Genomic DNA, 18,798 nt, shown 5'->3' on the forward strand with positions numbered 1-18,798 from the left:
CCAGGAGAATGGAGGCATGAGACTTCTCGTCGCCGCGCTGGAATCCGAGCTCGCCGCCTTCCCCCGGGAGCTTCCCGGATTCGACCGGCTCGTGACGGGACCGGGCAAGCTGCAGGCGACCTACGCCTTGACGCGGGCACTCGACGCGGGATCGTACGACGAGGTGGTCGTGGTGGGCACGGCCGGCGCGATCGACCCTCGCCTGGACGCCGCGGTGTACGAGGTGGATGCGACGCTGCAGCACGACGTGACCGACATCGACGGCATCGTCGGCCAGCACGTGTCGCTGCCGGCGCTCCTCGAGCTGGGCCGCGAAGGCGTGACCATCGCGACGGGCGACCACTTCGTGGACGACGCCGAGGCGGTGGCGCTGATCCGGCCGCTCGGTGCGGGATTGATCGACATGGAGACGTACGCGTACGTCTGGGTCGCACAGCGCTTCGGCGTCCCGATCCGCGTGCTCAAGGCGGTGTCGGATCGGGCACAGGACGGCGCGATCACCGACTGGCATGCCGCGGTGACGGCCTGCAGCCACCAGCTGTGGAACCGGGTCCGCGCCGACTACGGCGTGTGACCAGAGACGCCGGCGTCAGACCACGTCGGCCAGCGCGCTGTCCTGGACGATCGCACTCGGACCGTGCGGGCTCGCCTGGACGATCAGCTGCGCCGGCAGCTGCTCCTTCATCGCCGCGACGTGGCTGATGACCCCGACCGTGCGCCCGCCCTGACGCAGCTCGTCGAGCGTGCGCATCGCGAGCTCGAGCGTCTCTTCGTCGAGCGATCCGAATCCCTCGTCGATGAAGAGCGTGTCCAGCCGCACACCGCCGGCGCGCGCGGTCACGACCTCGGCGAGGCCCAGCGCGAGGGCGAGGGAGGCGAGGAACGTCTCGCCTCCCGAGAGCGACTGCGCGGGACGCGCCTGGCCGGTGAACGCGTCGACGATCTCGAGCCCGAGGCCTGACGCCGCTCCGCGCGCCGCGCGGGCGTCGCTGTGCTGCAGCCGGTAGCGTCCCGACGACATGTCGCCCAGCCGCAGGTTGGCGGCCGCCACGATGTCTTCGAGCTCGGCGGCGAGCACGAACGTCTCGAGGTCCATCTTCATCGAGTTGGGTGCCCGGCCGGCCACGGTGTCGGCCAGACGAGTGATCGCGGCAGCATCCGCGGCTCGCTCGGCGACACCGGCGTACGCCTCGTCGAGCTGCTGCACGAGGTCGCGGAGTGCGGCGCCGAGGCTGCGCGCCTCGCTCTCGGCCGCCAGCGCGGCCGTGCGGGCCACGTCGGTCGCATCCAGCGCGGCCTGCGAAGCCGCGAGGTCGACCGGCCGGTCGGGCGTGCCCGCGAGCTCGAGTTCGAGCTCGAGCAGGCGGCTGCGGGTCGCGGTGAGTTGCGCGTCGTGCTCCGCGACCCGGGTCGAGAGGGCGGTGACCGCAGCAGGTTCGCGCATCGCCGCGGCGGCATCGTCGGCGTCGGCGAAGACGGATGCCGCAACCAGCGCTTCGGCGTCGGCGCGGGCGTCTGCGTGGACGGTCTCGGCCTGGCCTGCGGTCGCCCGCGCGCGACTGAACGCGCGCGCCGCGTCGCGGACACCGGTGACGGCGGCGACCCGCTCGGCGACGGAGGCGTATTCGCCGCGAGCCTCCGCGACGACGGCCCGGACGGCGTCCACGCTCGCCGACAGGGCGGCCAGGTGCGTGCGGGCCTGCGTCAGCTCGTCCGCGAGGGAAGCCCGTGCGGTCTCGGCTTCGGCGTCGAGCGCCACCAGGGCCGCACGCTCCGCCTCCAGGGCGATGCACCGAGCGGCCGCGCTCTCGGCCGCGGCCACGAGGGCGATGGCTGCCTCCAGCTGCTCCTGGAGCACTGCCGGCGCCTCGCCCGCGGCCCGCGCTGCGGCAGCGGCGTGGCGTTCGCGTGCGGCACGCGCCACGTCGGACGCGCTGCGCTCGCGAGCCGCAGCGGTCTCGCGTTCGGCCTCGGCGGCGGCCAGATCGTCGTCGGTGACGGGATCGTCCGACACCGGAGCCGGATGCGGGTGGGCGGTCGAGCCGCAGACCGCGCACGCCTCGCCGTCCACGAGCGTCGCGGCGAGCTCACCCGCGTAGCCGTCGAGGCGACGCTGCAGCAGGCTCGCCACGGCGGAGCCCGCGGCGGCAGACCCGGCAGCGGCGTCGCGGTGCGCGACCTCGGCGATGCGGAGCTCACGTGCCAGCCTCTCCGCCTCGCGGGCTGCGTCCAAGCGTCCTGTCAGCTCGTCGCGTCGCGTACGCGCGGGGTCGAGCTGTGTCGCATCCTGGCGGGCAGCGGCCAGCTCGCGGTCGAGTCGCTCCAGCTCGCCCGGCACGAGCGCGCGCTGAGCGTCCATCGCCGCGAGGTCGGCCTCCATGGCGGTCACGCGCGCGGCGCCGGCGCGCAGCTCTTCCTCGCCCGCGGCGAGTTCTGCCTCCTGGGCGGCGGCGGCCGCCCACTTCGCGAGTTCGCCGGTGAGGCGTTCGATGACCGCGTCGAGGTCGTCGGCACGGTCGATCCCTGCGGCGACAGCGGCGGCATCCCATGTCTGCTCGGCCGCGGCGGCGGCTGTCGCGGCCGCGGCGGCGGCGGCGGCCGTGCGACGGACGGCGTCGAGCGTGGCACGCAGGGCCTCGGCGGCACGGGCGCGGTCGAGCTCGGCGCGGTCGTCGGCGATGCGCGGCGAGGCGGCTTCGAGGGCCGCGAGCCGTTCGCGGGCCTGGCGCAGTTCGGACTGCGCCTTGGCCACGGTGACGACCGCGCGATGGTCGGCATCCGCTGCCGCCCGCGCCATGTCGGCCTGTTCGCGCGCGTGCGCGAGCGTCTCGAGCCGGTATGCGGCGCGCTCTGTCCCGAGCACCACGGCGGCGCGACGTGCCGTCAGATCGCCGGCCGCCTCGGCGCCGCCGAGATCGTTCGCCGCGATGAGCCGCTCGGCCTGGTCCAGCAGCGTGCGCGCCCGTTCCGCGCGGGCGTCGAGCTCGCGCTGCGCCGCCTTGCTGCGCTCGCCCAGTTCCCGGGCGTACTCCTCGTAGCGGCGGCTGCCGAACAGGGCGCGCAACAGTCCCTGTCGCTCCGAGCCCGATGCGAGCAGGAACCGCGAGAACTTGTTCTGCGCCAGCAGGATGACCTGCTGGAACTGCTGGGCGTTGAGGCCGAGCACCTCGTCGAGCAGCAGGCCGACCTCGCGCGGCTTCGCGGCGCGGCCGATCCACGTGCCACCGACGAGCTCCTCCAGCTCAGCCCGGGTCGGCTCCGTCGTCAGCCCGCCGCCCCGTCGCGCGGGACGCTGGTACTCGGGGGCGCGGGTGATGCGCCATCGCCGCTCGCCGACCGTGAACTCCAGCCGCACCTCGGTGGGATCTTCGGGCTCGCAGTGATCGCTGCGCAGCCGCTTCTCGCCGGAGTCATAGCGCGGCACCGTTCCGTACAGCGCGAAGCACACGCCGTCCAGGATGCTGGACTTGCCCGCGCCGGTACGACCGGCGATGAGGAAGATCCCGTCGCGATCGAACGCGTCGAAGTCGACGACCTGGCGCTCGCGGAACGGCCCGAAGCCGGTGAGCTCCAGGTGGTGGAGCTTCACGCGGTCACCTCTGCGTGTGCACGCTGCTCGACGACCTCGGCGATGAGGCGGGCTTCGCGTTCGCTCGCACCGTCGCCCTCGCGCACGTGGGCGAGGAACGCGTCGACCAGCTCCGCCTCGTTGCGCGTCGCCCGCACGCGTTCGACGTAGGTGCGCGCGTCGTCGGTGCGGGCCGCGACCGGCGTGTGCGCCACGGCCGCGCAGTAGGGGAAGCGTGCCAGCAGGCGGCGCATCGGGTCTCGCTGCGGCAGCGGGTCGGTGTACTCCACGTTGATCCAGTCCGACTCGTGCGCGGCATGGCGCTCGTCGGTCAGGAGCTCCTCGAGCGGCCCGGTGAGTGTGGTCAGCGTCCGCGGCACGGGGAGGTCGAGCCACTGCGCGTCGTGCATACCGTCCGCGTCCAGGTCGATCAGCCATGAACCGCGCGGCTTGAAGCGTTCGCCGAAGCTGTAGTGCAGCGGCGCGCCCGAGTAACGCACCCGCGGGCTCAGCTGCTGCTGACCGTGGATGTGTCCGAGGGCCATGTAGTCGACGCCGTCGAAGACCGACAGCGGCACGATGTCGAGACCGCCCTGCTGGATGTCGCGCTCCAGCTGCGGCGTCGGCTCGACACCCGCGGCGAAGCAGTGCGCCATCGCGACGGCACGTCCGCCGCGCTCGGCGAGGTCGGAGCGCACCAGGCCCATCGCATGGGCGAGCACGTCAGCCTGCGACCGCACTCCCGGCCATTGCGCGCGCAGCAGAACCGGCTCGAGGTAGGGGATGCCGTAGATGCTGACCGGGCCGTGCTCGTCCTCGACGACCACGGGCGTTCCGACTGCCGCGGGATCGGTGATCACGTGCACGCCGGCGCGCAGGAGCGAGGACTGGAAGCCCAGGCGTGCGGCGGAGTCGTGGTTGCCGCTGGTGACGACGACGGTCGCTCCGGCGTCCGCGAGTCCGCGGAGCACATCCGACAGCAGCGTGTACGCGCCCGCGGCGGGTGTCGCCGAGTCGAACACGTCGCCCGCGACGAGCACGACGTCGACCGCGTGCTCGCGCACCTGCGCCACGAGCGTCTCGAGCACGCCGCGGAGCGCATCGAGCGTGGAGTGCCCGTGGAAGGACCTCCCGATGTGCCAGTCCGAGGTGTGCAGGATCCGCATGCAGACACCGTACGTTCGCCCTGCGACATCCAAGGCGAGGCAGGCCGCGGCGTGCGCGAACCGACCCGGGCGATGGGGCGTGCCCCGGACGGATGCCCCGTGACCGGCGGGGTGTCGGGCCCGCGGCGCACTCCCCGACGTATCGTGGAATATGGCGCACAACGCAGATTCCGCCCCTCGCTCCACGGTCGTGGCGCTCGTCGGCGCCGACAGCGACGACCTGCTCACGGGCCTGGCCGACGTCCCTGCACTGGTCGCACTGTCGCTGCGCGAGGCCGAGCCGGCCGTCGCCGCGCACCTGGTGGCGTCGGTGTCGCTCCCCTATGTCGTTCACGACGCCGACCCGCTGGAGCATGTGGCGGCGGCATGGGTCGAGCTGTACGAGGAGCGCGCGACGCTCGGCTCACTCGAGGCCGAGGTCGAGGCACTCCTGTCGTTGTTCTCCTCGGGCGAGGCCGTGATGCCCGACTACTACGTCGTGGCCGGTCCCGAGGCGATCGAGGGCACGTGGCGGCACTGGTGGCTCGGAGCCCTCGCCCACCACGCGCCGTCGCGCGTGCTGCCGGTCGAGGCATCCGGGTCCGCACTGCGGGCGCGGCTGCGCGCGCTGCCGGCCTCTCGCCCGTGGCCCGACCCGCAGACGTGGCTCCCCCGCGTGCAGTTCGACATCCCCGATCGCGTCGGTCTGCACGACCAGCCCGGCGTGGCCTGATCCGTGGCGGTCGTCGAGGCCTTCGAGCACGCCGGCGCGACGCTGATCGCGGAGCGGCGCGGCGCCGGAGATCCCGTGTTCGTGCTCGTGCACGGCATCGGGATGGGCCGGAGCGTGTTCGCCGAACTCGCCGATCACCTCGACGACGGCGAGGTGATCGCGGTCGACCTTCCCGGCTACGGCGAGGCGCCCGAGCCGCCGCGCGTGCTCACCATGGAGCGCAATGCCGACCTCGTGGCCCAGTTCCTCCGGCGTCGCGTCGGCCGGCCGGCGGTGCTGATCGGGCACTCCATGGGCGCGCAGGTGGTGGCCGAGATCGCCGCGCGCCACCCCGAGGTGGCCGACCGCGTCGTGCTGATCGGGCCGACGGTGGATCCTTCCGCCCGGACGGCGCCGCGGCAGCTGTGGCGCCTGCTGCGCGACATCGCCGTCGAGAGTCCCCGGGTGATCGCCGTCGGCGCGCGCGAATACGTGCGCGCGGGGCCGCGCCTGCGAGCGAAGTTCCGCGCGATGCTCGTCCATCGGCCTGAACGCACCTTCCCCCGGGTGACCGCACCGGCCCTCGTGCTGCGCGGAGAGGACGACGTCGTGGCGCCCCCGGAATGGTGCGGCGACGTCGTGGCGGCGCTGCCCGACGGCCGGCTGGTCGAGGTGCCGGGGCACGGCCACGAGACGATGATCCGGGATGCCGCGGCCTCGGCCCGTGAGATCCTCCGGTTCGTCCACGACGGGTGACGGCCACCTGCCGTCCAGCATCCGATTCCTGCCAACCCCGCGCCGGCCGGCAATGTCGGACCCCCCGCGTAGGTTTCCACTGTCGGAAACCACGGAGGAATCATGCTCTCGCTCGTCACCGCCGCCGAACACCAGTACCGTCACGACGTCTGGACCCGTGATCGCGACAACGCCCTGCTCGCCTCGATCCGCGAGCATCGCGCCGCCGAAGCCGCGGCGGCACCCGTCGTGCCGTCGCCGGTCACCGCTGCACCCCGCGCCAAGCGCGCCGCGTGGCCACGGCCGATCGGCGCCCACCGCGGCGCCGAGGCCTGCACGACCGTCTGCGCGACCGCCTGACGCACGGGGCCCGGGCCCCACGCCCCGAAGCGGCCTCGGCCGCGATCAGTCCGGGTGACGCCGGCGCCCCGCCACCACGGTCTGCTCGACCCTTGCGGTCAGCAGAGCATCCGCGCCGGTCGCGAAGGGATCCGCGTCGAGCACCACGAAGTCGGCCGCGCATCCCGCCGCGATCCGACCGCGCCAGTCGCCGTCCCCCACCGAGGCCGCCGCGTCACGCGTCGCGTGCCCGATCGCGCGGTCCAGCGGAAGCGCGTACTGCGGGTGCGTCGGCGGCACCGCGCGGTCCAACGCCGACGCTCTCGTGGTCGCGACGTACATGTTGGCGAGCGCTTCATGCGGTGCCGTCGGGGCGTCGGTCGAGAATGCGAGCAGCGTCCCGGCGTCCTCGTATTCGGGCCACGCGAAGGCGCGGTCGACGCGGTCGTCTCCGAGCATCGCGGCCCAGTTGGCGAAGATGGCGGGATCGGAGTGAACCGGCTGCATGGATGCCGTCACCCCGAGTCGCGCCATCCGCTCGGCCGTGCCCGGCGCCGCGTACTCGAGATGCTCGATGCGGTGCCGCCGCGGCCGGTCGCCGTTGGCGGCCGCCGCCTGCTCGATCGCGTCGAGGGCGATCTCGCTGGCGTAGTCGCCGATCGCGTGCAGCGCCACCTGGAGGCCGGCGGCGTCGGCGGCCGCCACCACGGGCGCCAGCTGTTCGAGCGGCCAGATCGGCTCGGCGTTCGAACCGTCGGCATACGGATGCCGCATCGCGGCCGTGCACGCGTCGATGACGCCGTCCAGCACCAGCTTGATCCCGACGATCCGCAGCCACGGCGCCTCCGGGCTCACGGCCAGCTCAGCGGCACGCGCGACCTGACGGAGGTTCTCGGCCGGGTCCCCGGTGTTCGCGACGAACCAGTGCGCCGCCACGCGGATCGGCAGCTCGCCGTCACGGCGAGACAGCGCGCGCTGGAAGGCCTGGAGCGCGAGGTCGTCGAACGCCATGTCGACCACTCCGGTGACACCCGCGGCCGGGTAGGCGTGGAGCACGCGCTCCACGGCCACATCCCGATCGGCATCCGTCATCGTGGCATCGCGGTGCGCCCACGCGAACTGCGTGGCGGCGGTCTCGTACAGCATCCCGTCGGGTTCGCCGTCCGCGGTGCGGCCGATCGATCCGCCCAGTGGATCCGGGGTGTCGCGGGTGATGCCGAGCTCGGCGAGCGCCGCGCTGTTGACCCAGCACGAGTGGTAGTCGTTGGCGTCGAGGAAGACGGGAACATCCGACACAGCAGCGTCGAGCATCTCGGCGGTGGGTCTGCCATCCGGAACCGAGTCGAACAGCCAGCCGCGTCCCCAGAGCGCCGGCACGTCGGGGGCATCGGCACGGGCATCGCGGAGCCTCGCCTGGATCTCGTCGAGGCTGCGGGCATCGGTGAGGTGAAGCTGCCCGAGCGCGGTTCCCATGCCGAGCAGATGGGTGTGGGCGTCGGTGAATCCGGGCAGGACGAGTCGTCCCTGCAGGTCGACGGTGTCGCCCGTCGCGGGCGCGTCGGACGCGGAGCCGGCGAACACGATCGTGTCGTCGTCGACCACGAAGGCATCTGCCCACGTGTTCTCGGGGCGGGGGTCGGCCGTGAAGATGCGGCCGTTGCGGTAGAGCGTGGTCATGGGCGTCCTTCCTTCGCGAGCGGCGTCCGCACCAGGATCGCGTACGCCCCTCCGGCGACGAGCATCCCGAGCGGGACGGAGAGATCGATGAATCCGGTGGCCTGGGCGATGGGGCCCGCCCACACCGCGGTCGCCAGGCACAGCGCCGTCGTGATGCCTCCCGCGAACAGCGCGGCCAGTCCCGGGATGCTCCACCCGGCCGTGTACCAGTAGCGACCGCCCGGGCGGGCGTCGAACAGGTCGACGCCGTCGTACGCGTAGCGCCGCAGCGCGACATCGACGACGAAGATGGCCATGGCCGGTCCCGACACGATCACGAGGAACTGCAGCATGAGGTTGGCGGCCTCGATGAGGCTCGACGACAGCACGAGATAGATGGTCAGCGCGGTCCCGACGACGCCGACGATGATGGCGGCCGGGATGCGGCGCAACCGGAAGCCGATCGCCTGCAGCGCCATGCTGGACGTGTAGGCCGTCATGGCGTTGAGGGCGATCGTGTTGAGGATCACGCCGACGACGAGCACCGGGCCGAGCCAGGTCGGCAGCAGGTCGAACAGAGCGACGTCGATGCCGGCATCGAACGCAGCGGCGCTCATGCCGGTGGCCAGCAGCGCGCCGATGCTCGTGAACACGATGAACGGCACCGCGCCACCGAGGGCGGTCGCTGCGGCGATGTGCGACGGCTTCGTGGATCGCGGAAGATAGCGCGCGATGTCAGGGCTGTTGATGAACGACAGCGGGGTGGATGCGAGGATCGTGAACCCGATGGACATCGCCGACCAGGTCTCGGCGCCGCTCAGCGCCACCGGCGCCGTGTAGCCCCAGTCCGCGGTCGGCAGGATGAACGCCGCCACCACGAGGAAGATGACGAACAGGGCCGCAGCCATCGCGGGATAGATGCGCAGGATGAGCCCGTGGCCGAAGATCGCGACGAGGATCGTGACCGCCGAGATGACCAGCGTGACGCCGATCGGAACCCATACCGGATCCTCGAGGCCGAGCCGGCGGAGGAGGTCGGCGCCCATGAACGAGGACGCGAGCCACGTCAGCGACAGGAACACCGCGCCGATGAACCAGCCGACGAACGCCACGAACAGCTTGTTGCCGAGGATGCCGTACATCGCGCGGGTCACGACCGACCCGGATGTGCCGGCGGCCGGCCCGCTCGCCGCGATGACACCCGGCAGGATCCAGAGCACCGACGCCGCCAGGATGACGGCGATGGCCTGCCACACCTGCAGTCCGAGCAGGATCAGCGTGGCACCGACCGTGAAATTCAGGATGCTGACGTTCGGAGCCGCCCAGATGAAGAACAGGTCGCGTGCCCGGCCGTGGCGCTCCGAATCCGCGATCAGTTCGATTTCTCGCGTCTCGGGGCGGCTGGGGGCATCGACGAACTCGTCGTCGAGGGCTTGCGTCTGGGACATGAGGTTCCTCTCCGGACCACGCATCGTTGCGGGTCAGCATTCGCTATTGGTCACGCGCCCAATGGACTATTGGTCACACATTCAATAGCATGGCGATCATGACGTCAAGGGCGATTTCGACGCGACTGCGGAAGCGGCCGGAGGAACGGCGCGACGAGATCCTCGCCGCGGCCGCGACGATCGCCATCGACGAGGGGCTGGAGCGCATCACGCTGCGAGCGGTCGCCGAGCGACTCGGCGTGCGACCGGGGCTGATCACGCACTACTTCCCGGCCGCCGACGACCTCGTCGTGAGGGCCTTCGCGCGAGCCGCCGAAGCCGAGCGCGAGAGATTCTTCCCATCGGGCGGCGGCCCGCTCGACCGGCTGGCGCACTTTCTCCACCACATCGAGACCGGTGCGTCGCAGCCGCTCGCGCGCCTGTGGCTGAACGCGCGGCATCTCGCGCGGTTCCGGCCGGCATTGAACGACGAACTCGAGAAGCAGGACGCGCTCGACCGGGCGCGGCTGGTCTCACTCATCCGCGACGGCATCGCGTCGGGAGACTTCGGAGAGACGGATGCCGAGGCCGCCGGCATCCGGATACTGATCGCGATCGACGGCAGCGGGTCGTACGTGAACAGTCCCGGCGACTACACCCGCCCGGTGTACCGCCACTTCGTGGCGGATGTCGCCGAGTGGGTGCTGCGCATCAGCCCGGGATCGCTTCGCCGGGCGATCGACGCCCGTCGGGCATCACCCGACTCGTCATGACCGGCGTCGCGTCACATGGACGTCGACGCTGTCGCCGTCGGACTTGCCGATCGCGGAGCGCACGGCGCCGCTCACGGGAAGCTTGTGGGTGCCGTCGCCGAGTGCCATGAACGATCCCTCGAAGGGGTACCCGTCCACGGTTCCGGCGACTTTCACCAGTCCGCGCGTGCCGAAGATCTCAGCCGAACCCGGAAGCTGAACGCAGGTCCAGGTGTCTCCCTCTCGGACTTTGCCGAGGACGGCGGTGAAGCGGATGTCGAGCGGCTGGGCCGTGTCGTTCATGTCGGTTCCCTTCAGGACGCGGACTGTGGGCGGCGCTGATGCGCCGCCCACAGTGATGACGAACGACCTCGTCCGCGATCGACAGCTCTTCTCATTCTGCTCGCCGTCGCGGCATCCGTTCGTGTCAGGTCCGCGTGACCCCGCGCCGGCGTGCGAAGAACACGTAGAGGCCGAGCACGATGATCGAGCCGATGATGGAGCCGATGATCCCGGCCGGCTGCAGGAAGCCGCCGTTCGGGTCGGCCCCGAAGATGAGGAATCCGAGGAATCCGCCGACGAACGAGCCGACGATTCCGAGGACGATGGTCAGCAGGATCCCCATGCTCTGCTTGCCGGGAATGATCGCCCGGGCGATGAGCCCCGCGATCAGGCCGATGATGATCAGGCCCAGGATTGTCCACAACATGATTTCTCCCCTCGGTTGTCAGGAACGGGACGGGCTCGCGGCGTCGCCGGTCGACACCTGACGTGCGAGCTCTTCGACATCGGCATCGGGCAGTGACACGCCTGCCTGATCGAGCCGCTGACGCAGCACCTCGGCGATGCGCTCCACAGGCTCGATTCCGACATCGGCGCGCGTCTGCGCGACGATCCCGGCCACCTTGTCGATGTCGGGCGCGTTGTTCTGGTCCATCGCCGGGAGCCGCTGCTCCTGCTCCGATCCCAGCGCACCCGGCGTGTGCTGCGCCGAACTCGCCGTCAGCGTGTCGCGGCCATCGTCGTTGCCGTGATGATCGGCGCCGTCGATGACGCCGATCCCGACGGCGGTGTGACTGGTCTCGTCCGGCATCCCGGCGTCTCCGCCCGCCACGCCCGCGGCATCGTCGGTCTGAGCGACGCCCGGCTCAGCCGTACCGTCGGCGGCCTCCGCCCCGGCAGTCGTCGCGGTCGTCGCGTCGTCGCGGGTCGGGTCACCCGGTCCCGGAGTGCCCGTGGCGCCGTCGGCGTCTTCGCGGTCCGGGTAGTTGACGCCCGGTCGCTCGTACTCGTTGCCCGTCGTGCTCATCAGGGCTCCTCTCCTCGGTCGGCCTCGACAGCCAGGTCGGGGTCGGCGCCCTGCCGGGCGGCCTCGCCTTCGGCGGGATCGTCCGGCTGCAGCGCTGCGTCGGTCAGCAGCGTGTCGGCGTCGGCCGCTTCGGCGTTGCGCTCGCGTGTCTCTTCGTCGCCGACTTCGTCCCAGCCGCCGGCTGGGTCGGCGTCGATGACGCCATCGGGCAGGTCACGGTCCATGGCGCACTCCTCTCGTCGGCCACCAGACTCCCCCACCTGCGCGACACGCGGCATGGGGTTGACAACGCCCGTCAGTGCTGGGAAGTGGGACGCGCGGGGCCCGAGGAGGCCCGTGCGTCCTGTGCGGCCTTGTCGCGGGCCACGGCGTCGCCGATCATCTGGCCCCCGCTGCGCAGCAGCGCCCGCCGCCACGGCAAGGTGCCCTCGATCTCGATCTGGATGGAGATCGACAGGATGGTGCGGATGAGCACGATGAGGCCGAGGATCAGCGCGTCCTCGAGGGACGGCTTGGAGGTGATGGTGCGGATGAGATCGGCGGCGACGAGGATCTCCAGGCCGAGCAGGATCGCCGAGCCGAGCGTCGTGCGCAGCACCTGGAAAGCCGCTCGGCCACCCTCGCCGCGTGCGAGCGAGCGCACTCCGAGGACCAGCGCGATGACGAATCCGGCCATCATCGCGGTGGCGCCGAGCGCCTCGAAGCCCACCGCGATCGCGGTGAAGACGTCCTCCATGTGCACGCCGCCAGCATAGGGGCGCTTTCTCACGAGCGGGATGCCGCGCGAGATGCCACGCTGGTGTCGTGTCGACTTCTGCCTCTGCTGATGCCACCGACGAACTCCGCCGCCTGCTCGCTCGTCACGTCGATGCGGGCACCATGCCGGGAGCCGTCGCGACCATCGGCGCAGACGTGTCCCCCGTCGTGGTCGGCGTCGCCGGGCCGGACGGGATGCCGTTGCGTGCCGATGCCATCTTCCGCATCCAATCGATGACCAAGACGGTCACGGCCGTGGCTGCTCTGCAGCTCGTCGAGAGGGGCGGGATCGGTCTCGACGATTCCGTCGAGCCGTGGCTGCCCGAGCTCGCCGAGCGCCGCGTGCTGCGGCATCCGTCAGCCGGCCTCGACGACACCGTACCGGCCGACCGGGCGATCACGCTGCGCGACCTGCTCACGAACCAGTCCGGATACGGGGTGATCCCCATCGACTCCCCGTTGCAGCGGGCGATCGCCGCCGCCGGGTTGGAGCCGACGAACCTGCCCGCGGATCGCGGCGCGCAGGAGTGGCTCGAGGCCCTGGCGACGCTTCCGCTCGCCCACCAGCCCGGTCGCGGCTGGCGCTACCACCTGTCGTTCGGCATCCTCGGCATCCTCCTCGGCCGCATCGCAGGCGTTCCGGCAACGGAGCTGCTGAGGACGTCTGTCTTCGAGCCGGCCGGCATGCGCGACACCGGATTCCGCGTGCCCGCCGATCAGGCCCACCGGCTGCTGCCGGCATATCGGCGCAGCGGGTCGGGCCTGGACGAGGTGGAGCCGGCCGGTGGCGGTTTCCATAGCGGCCCCGCACCCTTCGACGAGAGTCACTCGGAGCTGGTCTCGACCGTCGCCGACTACCACGCGTTCCTTCGCGCACTGCTCGACGGCCGCCTGATCGGCCCTGAGCTGCTCCAACAGCTGCGCACCGACCAGGTGGATGCCGAGGTCAAGACGCCGGACAGCTTCTTCCCCGGCTTCTGGGATGGAACGGGCTGGGGCTTCGGCGCCTCGGTGGTCACGGATGGTCCGCACCGCGGCCGGTTCGGGTGGTCGGGCGGGTTCGGAACGGACTACTACGTCGATCCCGACGGGACCATCTGCATCGTCATGACGCAGGTCGAGATGGACGAGCAGATCTTCGGTCTGCTCGCCGAGCTTCAGCAGCTTCCGGGCTAACGGGAGCGATCGGCCAGGATGCCGCGCCGAGCGGGATTCTCGTCGAACCAGTCCGCGACGTACCAGCACACCGGGATCACGGTGCGGTCGCCGCTGCGCTCGAGCTCGGCGACCGCATGATCCACCACCTGCCCCGCATAACCGTGACCGCGGAACGTCGGGATGGTGTACGCCCGCGTCATGGCGACCGTCCGGCCGTCGTCGCGGTAGTCCAGCACGCTCACCAGATCGTCACCGCGATGCAGCGTGTAGCGCGAGGCATCCGCTTCTTTCGTGAAACGCATCTCAGTCACGCCGACAGGCTACGCCCGCCCTCCCCCATCGGGGCGAAGCGGGCGGGATGTCGCGGCGATCGCCCGGCGAGATCCCGGCTGACTCCCAGGGCCGTCGCCGGGAGCCACCAAATCACTCGGGTAGGACACCCGTCTTGGCCAGCCGGGAGTACCAGTGCCCGCTGTCCTTCACCGTGCGCTCGAGCGTGTCGAAGTCCACGCGGACGATACCGAATCGCTTCGCATAGCCGTAGCCCCACTCGAAGTTGTCCAGCAGCGACCAGACGAAGTACCCGCGCAGGTCGACGCCGCGCTGAATGGCCCGGTGCGCCGCCGTGAAGTGGCGCCGCAGGTAGTCGAGCCGCAGCGGGTCGGGCACCGAGCCGTCCTCGGCGACGACGTCGTCGAACGCCGCACCGTTCTCGGTGACCATCAGCGGCTGGTCGGGGAACTGCGCGCGCAGCGAGAGCAGCAGCTCCTCGAGGCCCTCGGGTGCGATGTTCCAGCCCATCGCGGTGTACGGCCCGGGCTGCTCGACGAATTCGAGCACGTGGTCGCTGCCGGGCCACGCGGTGCCTCCGGCGACCCCCTTATGGCCGTCGTTCATCTGCTTCGGCGAGACGCCGTCCCACAGCTGCACCGTCGCGGTCGAGTAGTAGTTGACGCCCAGCACGTCGATCGGCTGGTTGATCGTCTGCAGGTCCCCGTCGTGCACGAAGGACCAGTCGGTGACGGATGCTGTGTCTTCGAGCAGATCCGCCGGGTACTCGCCCTTCAGCAGCGGGTGCGTGAATGCGCGGTTGGCGAGGGCATCCGCACGGCGGACCGCCTCGGCCGCGTCGTCGCCCAGGCCACGGAGCACGTGGAAGTTGAGCGTGATCGAATAGTCCGGATCGCCCGTCGAGGTCGCCCGCAGCGCCTGGACGGCGCGGCCGTGCGCGAGGTTGAGGTGGTGGACCGCCGCGAGCGCGGCGGCCGGCTCGTGGCGACCGGGAGCGTGGCCGCCCTGGCCGTACCCGAGGTAGGCCGAGCACCACGGCTCGTTCAGGGTCGTCCAGGTGTGCACGCGGTCGCCGAGAGCCGCGCCCATGATCTCGGCGTACCGCTCGAAGGCGTCGGCGGTGCCGCGCGCGGTCCAGCCGCCGCCATCCTCCAGCGCCTGCGGCAGATCCCAGTGGTAGAGCGTCGCGACGGGGCGGATGCCGCGCTCGAGCAGGCCGTCGACCAGGCGCGAGTAGAAGTCGATGCCCGCCTGGTTCGGCTCGCCGGTGCCGTTCGGAACGATACGCGGCCACGCGATGGAGAAGCGATACGCACCGAGCCCCAGGTCCTTCATGAGGTCGAGGTCGCTCTCCCACCGGTGATAGTGGTCGCACGCCACGTCGCCGGTGTCGCCGTTCCAGACCTTGCCCGGCGTCTTGCTGAAGGTGTCCCAGATGGAAGGTCCACGACCGTCCTCGGCGGCGGCCCCCTCGACCTGGTACGCGGCGGTCGCCGAACCGAAGGTGAAGCCGGGCGGGAACACGAGACCCGAGTCGCGGTAGTCGGGGCTGCCCTGGACGGGCGTGGAAGTCGAAGTCACGGGATTCACTCTGTCACCTCCGCACGATCGACCGTGAACGTCTGCGAGCGCCCGTCGGGCGTCGTGACGGCCACCTCGGCCGCGCCCGTCCCGCCGGGGAAGACCCGGAGCGCGAGACCGTCGAGGTAGTCGTAGTCCGGCCGGTCGGTGCGCGCCCCCCATGGCAGCACGGCGCCCGGCCGGACGTACAGCGGGAGGCTCAGGAAGCCGTGGGTCTCGCGCAGCCAGCGCCCGCCCTCGACCTTCTCGCCCGTCAGCAGGCTCGTCCACGTGCCCGCTGGGAGGTAGAACTCCACCTCACCGGAATCGGAGAACACCGGCGCGACGAGGATGTCTCCGCCGAGCATGTACTGCCGGTCGAGGTAGGCCGCCGCGGGGTCGTCGGGGAACTCGAGCTGCATCGGCCGCATCAGCGGCACCCCCGTCCGCGATGCGTCGACGCCGAGCTGATACAGGTACGGCATCAGCCGCATCTTCAGGTGCGTGAAGAACCGCGTGACCTCGACGGCCTCGTCGTCGAAGTCCCACGGCACACGGTACGAGCTCGATCCGTGGAAGCGCGAGTGGCTGCCGAGGAGCCCGAAGGCGGTCCAGCGCTTGAAGACCGCGGCATCCGGCATCCCTTCGAATCCCCCGATGTCGTGACTCCAGAAGGCGAAGCCGCTCATCGCGAGCGACAGCCCGCCACGCAGGGTCTCGGCCATCGACGGGAAGGTCGACGTCGAGTCGCCGCCCCAGTGGACGGGCATGGACTGCCCGCCGGCCGTCGCCGAGCGGGCGAACAGCACCGCCTCGCCCTCGCCGCGCGCCTCGACGAGCACGTCGTAGACGGCCCGGTTGTAGAGGTGCGTGTAGAGGTTGTGCATGCGGGACGGATCCGAACCGTCGAAGTAGTCGACCTCGAGCGGGATCCGCTCGCCGAAGTCGGTCTTGAAGCAGTCGACGCCTTGGTCGATCAGGCGGCGCAGGTGACCCTGGTACCACGCCGTCGCGTCGGGGTTCGTGAAGTCGACGAGTCCCATGCCGGCCTGCCACAGATCCCATTGCCACACCGAGCCATCCGGCCGCGTGACGAGGAAGCCCTGCGCGGCCGCCTCGGCGAACAGCGGTGAGCGCTGGCCGATGTACGGGTTGATCCAGACCGACACCCGCAGGTCCTTCTCGTGCAGGCGAGCGAGCATGCCGTCCGGATCGGGGAAGGTGCGCGGATCCCACTCGAAGTCGCACCAGTTGAACTCGCGCATCCAGAAGCAGTCGAAGTGGAAGACCGACACCGGCAGCTCGCGCGCCGCCATCTCGTCGATGAACGACGTCACGGTCGCCTCGTCGTAGTCGGTGGTGAAGCTCGTCGACAGCCACAGCCCGTACGACCAGGCCGGCACGACCGGTGGGCGGCCGGTGAGTGCGGTGTAGCGCGACAGCACGTCCTTCGGGGTCGGCCCGGCGATGACGAAGTACTCGAGCACCTCGCCCGGCACCGAGAACTGCACGCGCTCGACGGCCTCGGAGCCGATCTCGTACGAGACGTGTCCCGGGTCGTTGACGAGCACGCCGTACCCGCGGTTCGAGATGTAGAAGGGCACGTTCTTGTACGCCTGCTCGCTGGACGTGCCGCCGTCCGCGTTCCACACGTCGACCGTCTGACCGTTCTTCACGAGCGGACCGAAGCGCTCGCCGAGACCGTAGATGAGCTCGCCGACGCCGAGGTCGAGCTGCTCGTGCACGAACGTGTCGGCCCGCGGCACCTCGACGCCCGCCCGCGCATTGCGCACGATCCCCGGGTCGACCTGCGCATCGGGAGACAGGCGGATGTAGCCCTGGGCCTTGTGGCCGCTGCCGGTCACGCGGCGCCCGTCGACTTCGAACGACAGATTCCACGGCGCCCCGGGGGTCACTCGTGCGGTGAGACCGCCGGTGGTGAGCACCCCGCCTTGGTCGGTGATGGTCCCCACGCCCGCTCCGCCCTGAGCGGCACCGGTCAGCTCGAAGCCGCCGTGCCAAGCACCGCCCTCGTGGTGGGCGATGCGCACCCGCACCACTCCTTCCAGCGGAGACGAGAGCGTCACGGACAGCACCGGACGGTTGAGCGTGTCACCGCGCTTGGCGATGACCGCCGTCGGCGCGGTCACGACCAGCGCTTCACCGTCGGCCGAGGTGTCCGCGTGCCAGATGTCGTACGCCTCCTGGGCGTACAGGGCCTCGACGCCGGGCCGAAGCTGCCAGAACCCGTCGGTGAACTTCACGTATGTCTCCCTCTTCGGCCTCGAGCGGCCGGGTGTGTGTCGCGATCGCGAAAGCGTGTCAGCGGGCGGCGCGCGGTGTGGCGACCGACCCGTTGTCGAGATAGGTGGGGGCGATGAGTCGCACTCCCGGCTCGGGCGGCTCACCCGACAGGCTCTGCACCAGCAGCTCGACGGCGAGGTCGCACGACAGCTTCGGAACGAGCGGGTAGGCGCTCAGGGGCGTGGCGAACGCGCCGGTGTCGAACGTCGATCCGACCGAGATGATCGAGACGTCCTGCGGCACCTCCAGTCCGCGGTCGTGCACCTCGCTCAGGACGGCGGCATGCGCGGTGTCGTGGCAGTGCAGCAGGATGCCGGTGGCGCCGGCGTCGAGGAGCTCGCCTGCCGCCCGCCGCGCCAGCGTCTGAACATCGCCCTCACCCTCGAGCATGCGGAACTCCGCCCGCACGCCCGCGGCCTGCGCGGCAGCGGAGTACCCGTCGCGCACCCGGGGCGGGAAGTTGGAGAGCTGATACGCGCTGGGCGCATGTCCGACGAGTCCGATCACCTGATGCCCCGCGGTGACCAGCTTGTCGACGGCGTCGCCGGCTGCGCGCTCGAAGTCGAGGTCGACGCACATCAGGCCTTCGCTGTCGTCGGGCACTCCGACGAAAGCCGTCGGAAGATCGATGCGGCGGGCCAGTTCGACGCGCTCGTCGTCGGGCGCGACGTCCAGCACGATGATGCCGTCGGCGAGCCCGCTCGTCGCCACACGTCGCATGCCGGCGGACGCCTGCTCGTCGGTGAGCAGCAGCACGTCGTAGTCGTTCCGGCGCGCGGCAATGGAACTGGCCAGGACGAAGGCCATATGCGTGGGAGCGTGCGTATCGGGACGCAGCGGTTCTGTCAGCGCGAGGATGTGGGTCCGGCGACCCGCGAGCATGCGGGCGCCCGCATTGGGTGCGTAGTCCAGCGCTTGAGCCGCCGCCTCGATGCGCGCGCGCGTGGCCGCCGAGACCGGGCGCTTGCCGCTCAGCGCGTACGACACCGTGCTGATCGACACTCCCGCGGCCTGCGCCACTTCGTGAATCTTTGCCATTCGAGTTCCATCGTCATCGTCAAGGGGCGGAAATCAGCGTAAGCGCTT

General features: G+C 71.0%; 19 protein-coding genes. 6 read left to right on the forward strand and 13 right to left on the reverse strand.

Going from position 1 to position 18,798, the window contains the following annotated elements:
* The first annotated feature begins 16 nt into the window (after nt 1–16).
* Nucleotides 17–574: a phosphorylase family protein gene (locus HF576_RS04460; RefSeq protein ID WP_168911532.1), complete on the forward strand. Its 558-nt coding sequence runs from the start codon at nt 17–19 to the stop codon at nt 572–574.
* Nucleotides 575–589: 15 nt separating this feature from the next.
* Here HF576_RS04460 and HF576_RS20560 read toward each other — a convergent pair whose 3' ends face one another.
* Both HF576_RS20560 and HF576_RS04470 read right to left on the reverse strand, forming a co-directional pair.
* Nucleotides 590–3,589 carry an AAA family ATPase gene (locus HF576_RS20560; RefSeq protein WP_168911533.1) on the reverse strand — a complete coding sequence of 1,000 codons (3,000 nt, stop codon included), beginning with the start codon at nt 3,587–3,589 and terminating at the stop codon, nt 590–592.
* Nucleotides 3,586–4,734 (reverse strand): exonuclease SbcCD subunit D, encoded by a 1,149-nt coding sequence (locus HF576_RS04470; protein WP_168911534.1) that lies wholly within the window; start codon nt 4,732–4,734, stop codon nt 3,586–3,588. Before HF576_RS04470 ends, HF576_RS20560 begins: the two co-directional genes overlap by 4 nt.
* Before the next feature lie 151 nt (nt 4,735–4,885).
* Here HF576_RS04470 and HF576_RS04475 point away from each other — a divergent pair, with 151 nt between their 5' ends.
* The 3 genes from HF576_RS04475 to HF576_RS04485 all read left to right on the forward strand — a co-directional run bounded on the left by HF576_RS04475 (nt 4,886) and on the right by HF576_RS04485 (nt 6,520).
* Entirely contained in the window at nt 4,886–5,446 is a 561-nt protein-coding gene (locus HF576_RS04475; RefSeq protein WP_168911535.1) for a hypothetical protein, read from the forward strand.
* 3 nt (nt 5,447–5,449) lie between these two features.
* Complete coding sequence (locus HF576_RS04480; RefSeq protein WP_168911536.1) at nt 5,450–6,181, forward strand: alpha/beta fold hydrolase; 732 nt, start codon at nt 5,450–5,452, stop codon at nt 6,179–6,181.
* 102 nt (nt 6,182–6,283) lie between these two features.
* Nucleotides 6,284–6,520, forward strand: coding sequence for a hypothetical protein (locus HF576_RS04485; protein WP_168911537.1), 237 nt, complete (start codon nt 6,284–6,286; stop codon nt 6,518–6,520).
* A gap of 45 nt (nt 6,521–6,565) precedes the next feature.
* On the opposite strand, the gene HF576_RS04490 is transcribed toward HF576_RS04485, so the two are convergent.
* Nucleotides 6,566–8,176, reverse strand: a complete 1,611-nt coding sequence (locus HF576_RS04490; RefSeq protein WP_168911538.1) for an amidohydrolase — start codon at nt 8,174–8,176, stop codon at nt 6,566–6,568.
* Nucleotides 8,173–9,603, reverse strand: a complete 1,431-nt coding sequence (locus HF576_RS04495) for a purine-cytosine permease family protein (protein ID WP_168911539.1) — start codon at nt 9,601–9,603, stop codon at nt 8,173–8,175. Before HF576_RS04495 ends, HF576_RS04490 begins: the two co-directional genes overlap by 4 nt.
* Before the next feature lie 98 nt (nt 9,604–9,701).
* Between HF576_RS04495 and HF576_RS04500 the strand changes: the two genes are divergently transcribed.
* Nucleotides 9,702–10,355 (forward strand): TetR family transcriptional regulator, encoded by a 654-nt coding sequence (locus HF576_RS04500; RefSeq protein ID WP_168911540.1) that lies wholly within the window; start codon nt 9,702–9,704, stop codon nt 10,353–10,355.
* Here the strand turns inward: HF576_RS04500 and HF576_RS04505 are convergent.
* From HF576_RS04505 to HF576_RS04525, 5 genes are all read right to left on the reverse strand, one after another.
* Nucleotides 10,350–10,637 carry a DUF1905 domain-containing protein gene (locus tag HF576_RS04505; RefSeq protein ID WP_168911541.1) on the reverse strand — a complete coding sequence of 96 codons (288 nt, stop codon included), beginning with the start codon at nt 10,635–10,637 and terminating at the stop codon, nt 10,350–10,352. The two genes, HF576_RS04500 and HF576_RS04505, sit on opposite strands and share 6 nt — an antisense overlap.
* Nucleotides 10,638–10,761: 124 nt before the next feature.
* Nucleotides 10,762–11,043, reverse strand: a complete 282-nt coding sequence (locus HF576_RS04510) for a GlsB/YeaQ/YmgE family stress response membrane protein (RefSeq protein ID WP_168911542.1) — start codon at nt 11,041–11,043, stop codon at nt 10,762–10,764.
* 18 nt (nt 11,044–11,061) lie between these two features.
* Nucleotides 11,062–11,643, reverse strand: a complete 582-nt coding sequence (locus tag HF576_RS04515) for a hypothetical protein (protein WP_168911543.1) — start codon at nt 11,641–11,643, stop codon at nt 11,062–11,064.
* A complete protein-coding gene (locus HF576_RS04520; protein ID WP_168911544.1) occupies nt 11,643–11,867 on the reverse strand; it encodes a hypothetical protein in 225 nt (74 codons plus the stop codon). Before HF576_RS04520 ends, HF576_RS04515 begins: the two co-directional genes overlap by 1 nt.
* A gap of 71 nt (nt 11,868–11,938) precedes the next feature.
* Nucleotides 11,939–12,379, reverse strand: a complete 441-nt coding sequence (locus tag HF576_RS04525; protein ID WP_205834972.1) for a DUF1622 domain-containing protein — start codon at nt 12,377–12,379, stop codon at nt 11,939–11,941.
* 68 nt (nt 12,380–12,447) lie between these two features.
* Here HF576_RS04525 and HF576_RS04530 point away from each other — a divergent pair, with 68 nt between their 5' ends.
* Nucleotides 12,448–13,575, forward strand: a complete 1,128-nt coding sequence (locus HF576_RS04530; protein WP_343234163.1) for a serine hydrolase domain-containing protein — start codon at nt 12,448–12,450, stop codon at nt 13,573–13,575.
* Here HF576_RS04530 and HF576_RS04535 read toward each other — a convergent pair.
* The 4 genes from HF576_RS04535 to HF576_RS04550 all read right to left on the reverse strand — a co-directional run bounded on the left by HF576_RS04535 (nt 13,572) and on the right by HF576_RS04550 (nt 18,750).
* Nucleotides 13,572–13,859, reverse strand: a complete 288-nt coding sequence (locus tag HF576_RS04535; RefSeq protein ID WP_205834973.1) for a GNAT family N-acetyltransferase — start codon at nt 13,857–13,859, stop codon at nt 13,572–13,574. The genes HF576_RS04530 and HF576_RS04535 overlap by 4 nt on opposite strands.
* Nucleotides 13,860–13,980: 121 nt before the next feature.
* Complete coding sequence (locus HF576_RS04540; RefSeq protein ID WP_425522974.1) at nt 13,981–15,429, reverse strand: GH1 family beta-glucosidase; 1,449 nt, start codon at nt 15,427–15,429, stop codon at nt 13,981–13,983.
* 5 nt (nt 15,430–15,434) lie between these two features.
* Entirely contained in the window at nt 15,435–17,672 is a 2,238-nt protein-coding gene (gene yicI, locus HF576_RS04545) for an alpha-xylosidase (protein WP_168911548.1), read from the reverse strand.
* A 58-nt stretch (nt 17,673–17,730) separates the two neighbouring features.
* A complete protein-coding gene (locus HF576_RS04550) occupies nt 17,731–18,750 on the reverse strand; it encodes a LacI family DNA-binding transcriptional regulator (protein ID WP_168911549.1) in 1,020 nt (339 codons plus the stop codon).
* Nucleotides 18,751–18,798: the final 48 nt, after the last annotated feature.

Origin of the sequence: Microbacterium salsuginis (assembly GCF_012524205.1) — a bacterium.
GTDB classification, from domain to species: Bacteria; Actinomycetota; Actinomycetes; order Actinomycetales; family Microbacteriaceae; genus Microbacterium; species Microbacterium salsuginis.

Excerpts from the sequence above, each read along its gene's own strand:
- HF576_RS04460 (WP_168911532.1), top strand. The coding sequence starts at position 17 with ATGAGACTTCTCGTCGCCGCGCTGGAATCCGAGCTCGCCGCCTTCCCC.
- HF576_RS04470 (WP_168911534.1), bottom strand. The coding sequence starts at position 4,734 with ATGCGGATCCTGCACACCTCGGACTGGCACATCGGGAGGTCCTTCCAC.
- HF576_RS04475 (WP_168911535.1), top strand. The coding sequence starts at position 4,886 with ATGGCGCACAACGCAGATTCCGCCCCTCGCTCCACGGTCGTGGCGCTC.
- HF576_RS04485 (WP_168911537.1), top strand. The coding sequence starts at position 6,284 with ATGCTCTCGCTCGTCACCGCCGCCGAACACCAGTACCGTCACGACGTC.
- HF576_RS04490 (WP_168911538.1), bottom strand. The coding sequence starts at position 8,176 with ATGACCACGCTCTACCGCAACGGCCGCATCTTCACGGCCGACCCCCGC.
- HF576_RS04495 (WP_168911539.1), bottom strand. The coding sequence starts at position 9,603 with ATGTCCCAGACGCAAGCCCTCGACGACGAGTTCGTCGATGCCCCCAGC.
- HF576_RS04500 (WP_168911540.1), top strand. The coding sequence starts at position 9,702 with ATGACGTCAAGGGCGATTTCGACGCGACTGCGGAAGCGGCCGGAGGAA.
- HF576_RS04505 (WP_168911541.1), bottom strand. The coding sequence starts at position 10,637 with ATGAACGACACGGCCCAGCCGCTCGACATCCGCTTCACCGCCGTCCTC.
- HF576_RS04510 (WP_168911542.1), bottom strand. The coding sequence starts at position 11,043 with ATGTTGTGGACAATCCTGGGCCTGATCATCATCGGCCTGATCGCGGGG.
- HF576_RS04515 (WP_168911543.1), bottom strand. The coding sequence starts at position 11,643 with ATGAGCACGACGGGCAACGAGTACGAGCGACCGGGCGTCAACTACCCG.
- HF576_RS04520 (WP_168911544.1), bottom strand. The coding sequence starts at position 11,867 with ATGGACCGTGACCTGCCCGATGGCGTCATCGACGCCGACCCAGCCGGC.
- HF576_RS04525 (WP_205834972.1), bottom strand. The coding sequence starts at position 12,379 with ATGGAGGACGTCTTCACCGCGATCGCGGTGGGCTTCGAGGCGCTCGGC.
- HF576_RS04535 (WP_205834973.1), bottom strand. The coding sequence starts at position 13,859 with ATGCGTTTCACGAAAGAAGCGGATGCCTCGCGCTACACGCTGCATCGC.
- HF576_RS04550 (WP_168911549.1), bottom strand. The coding sequence starts at position 18,750 with ATGGCAAAGATTCACGAAGTGGCGCAGGCCGCGGGAGTGTCGATCAGC.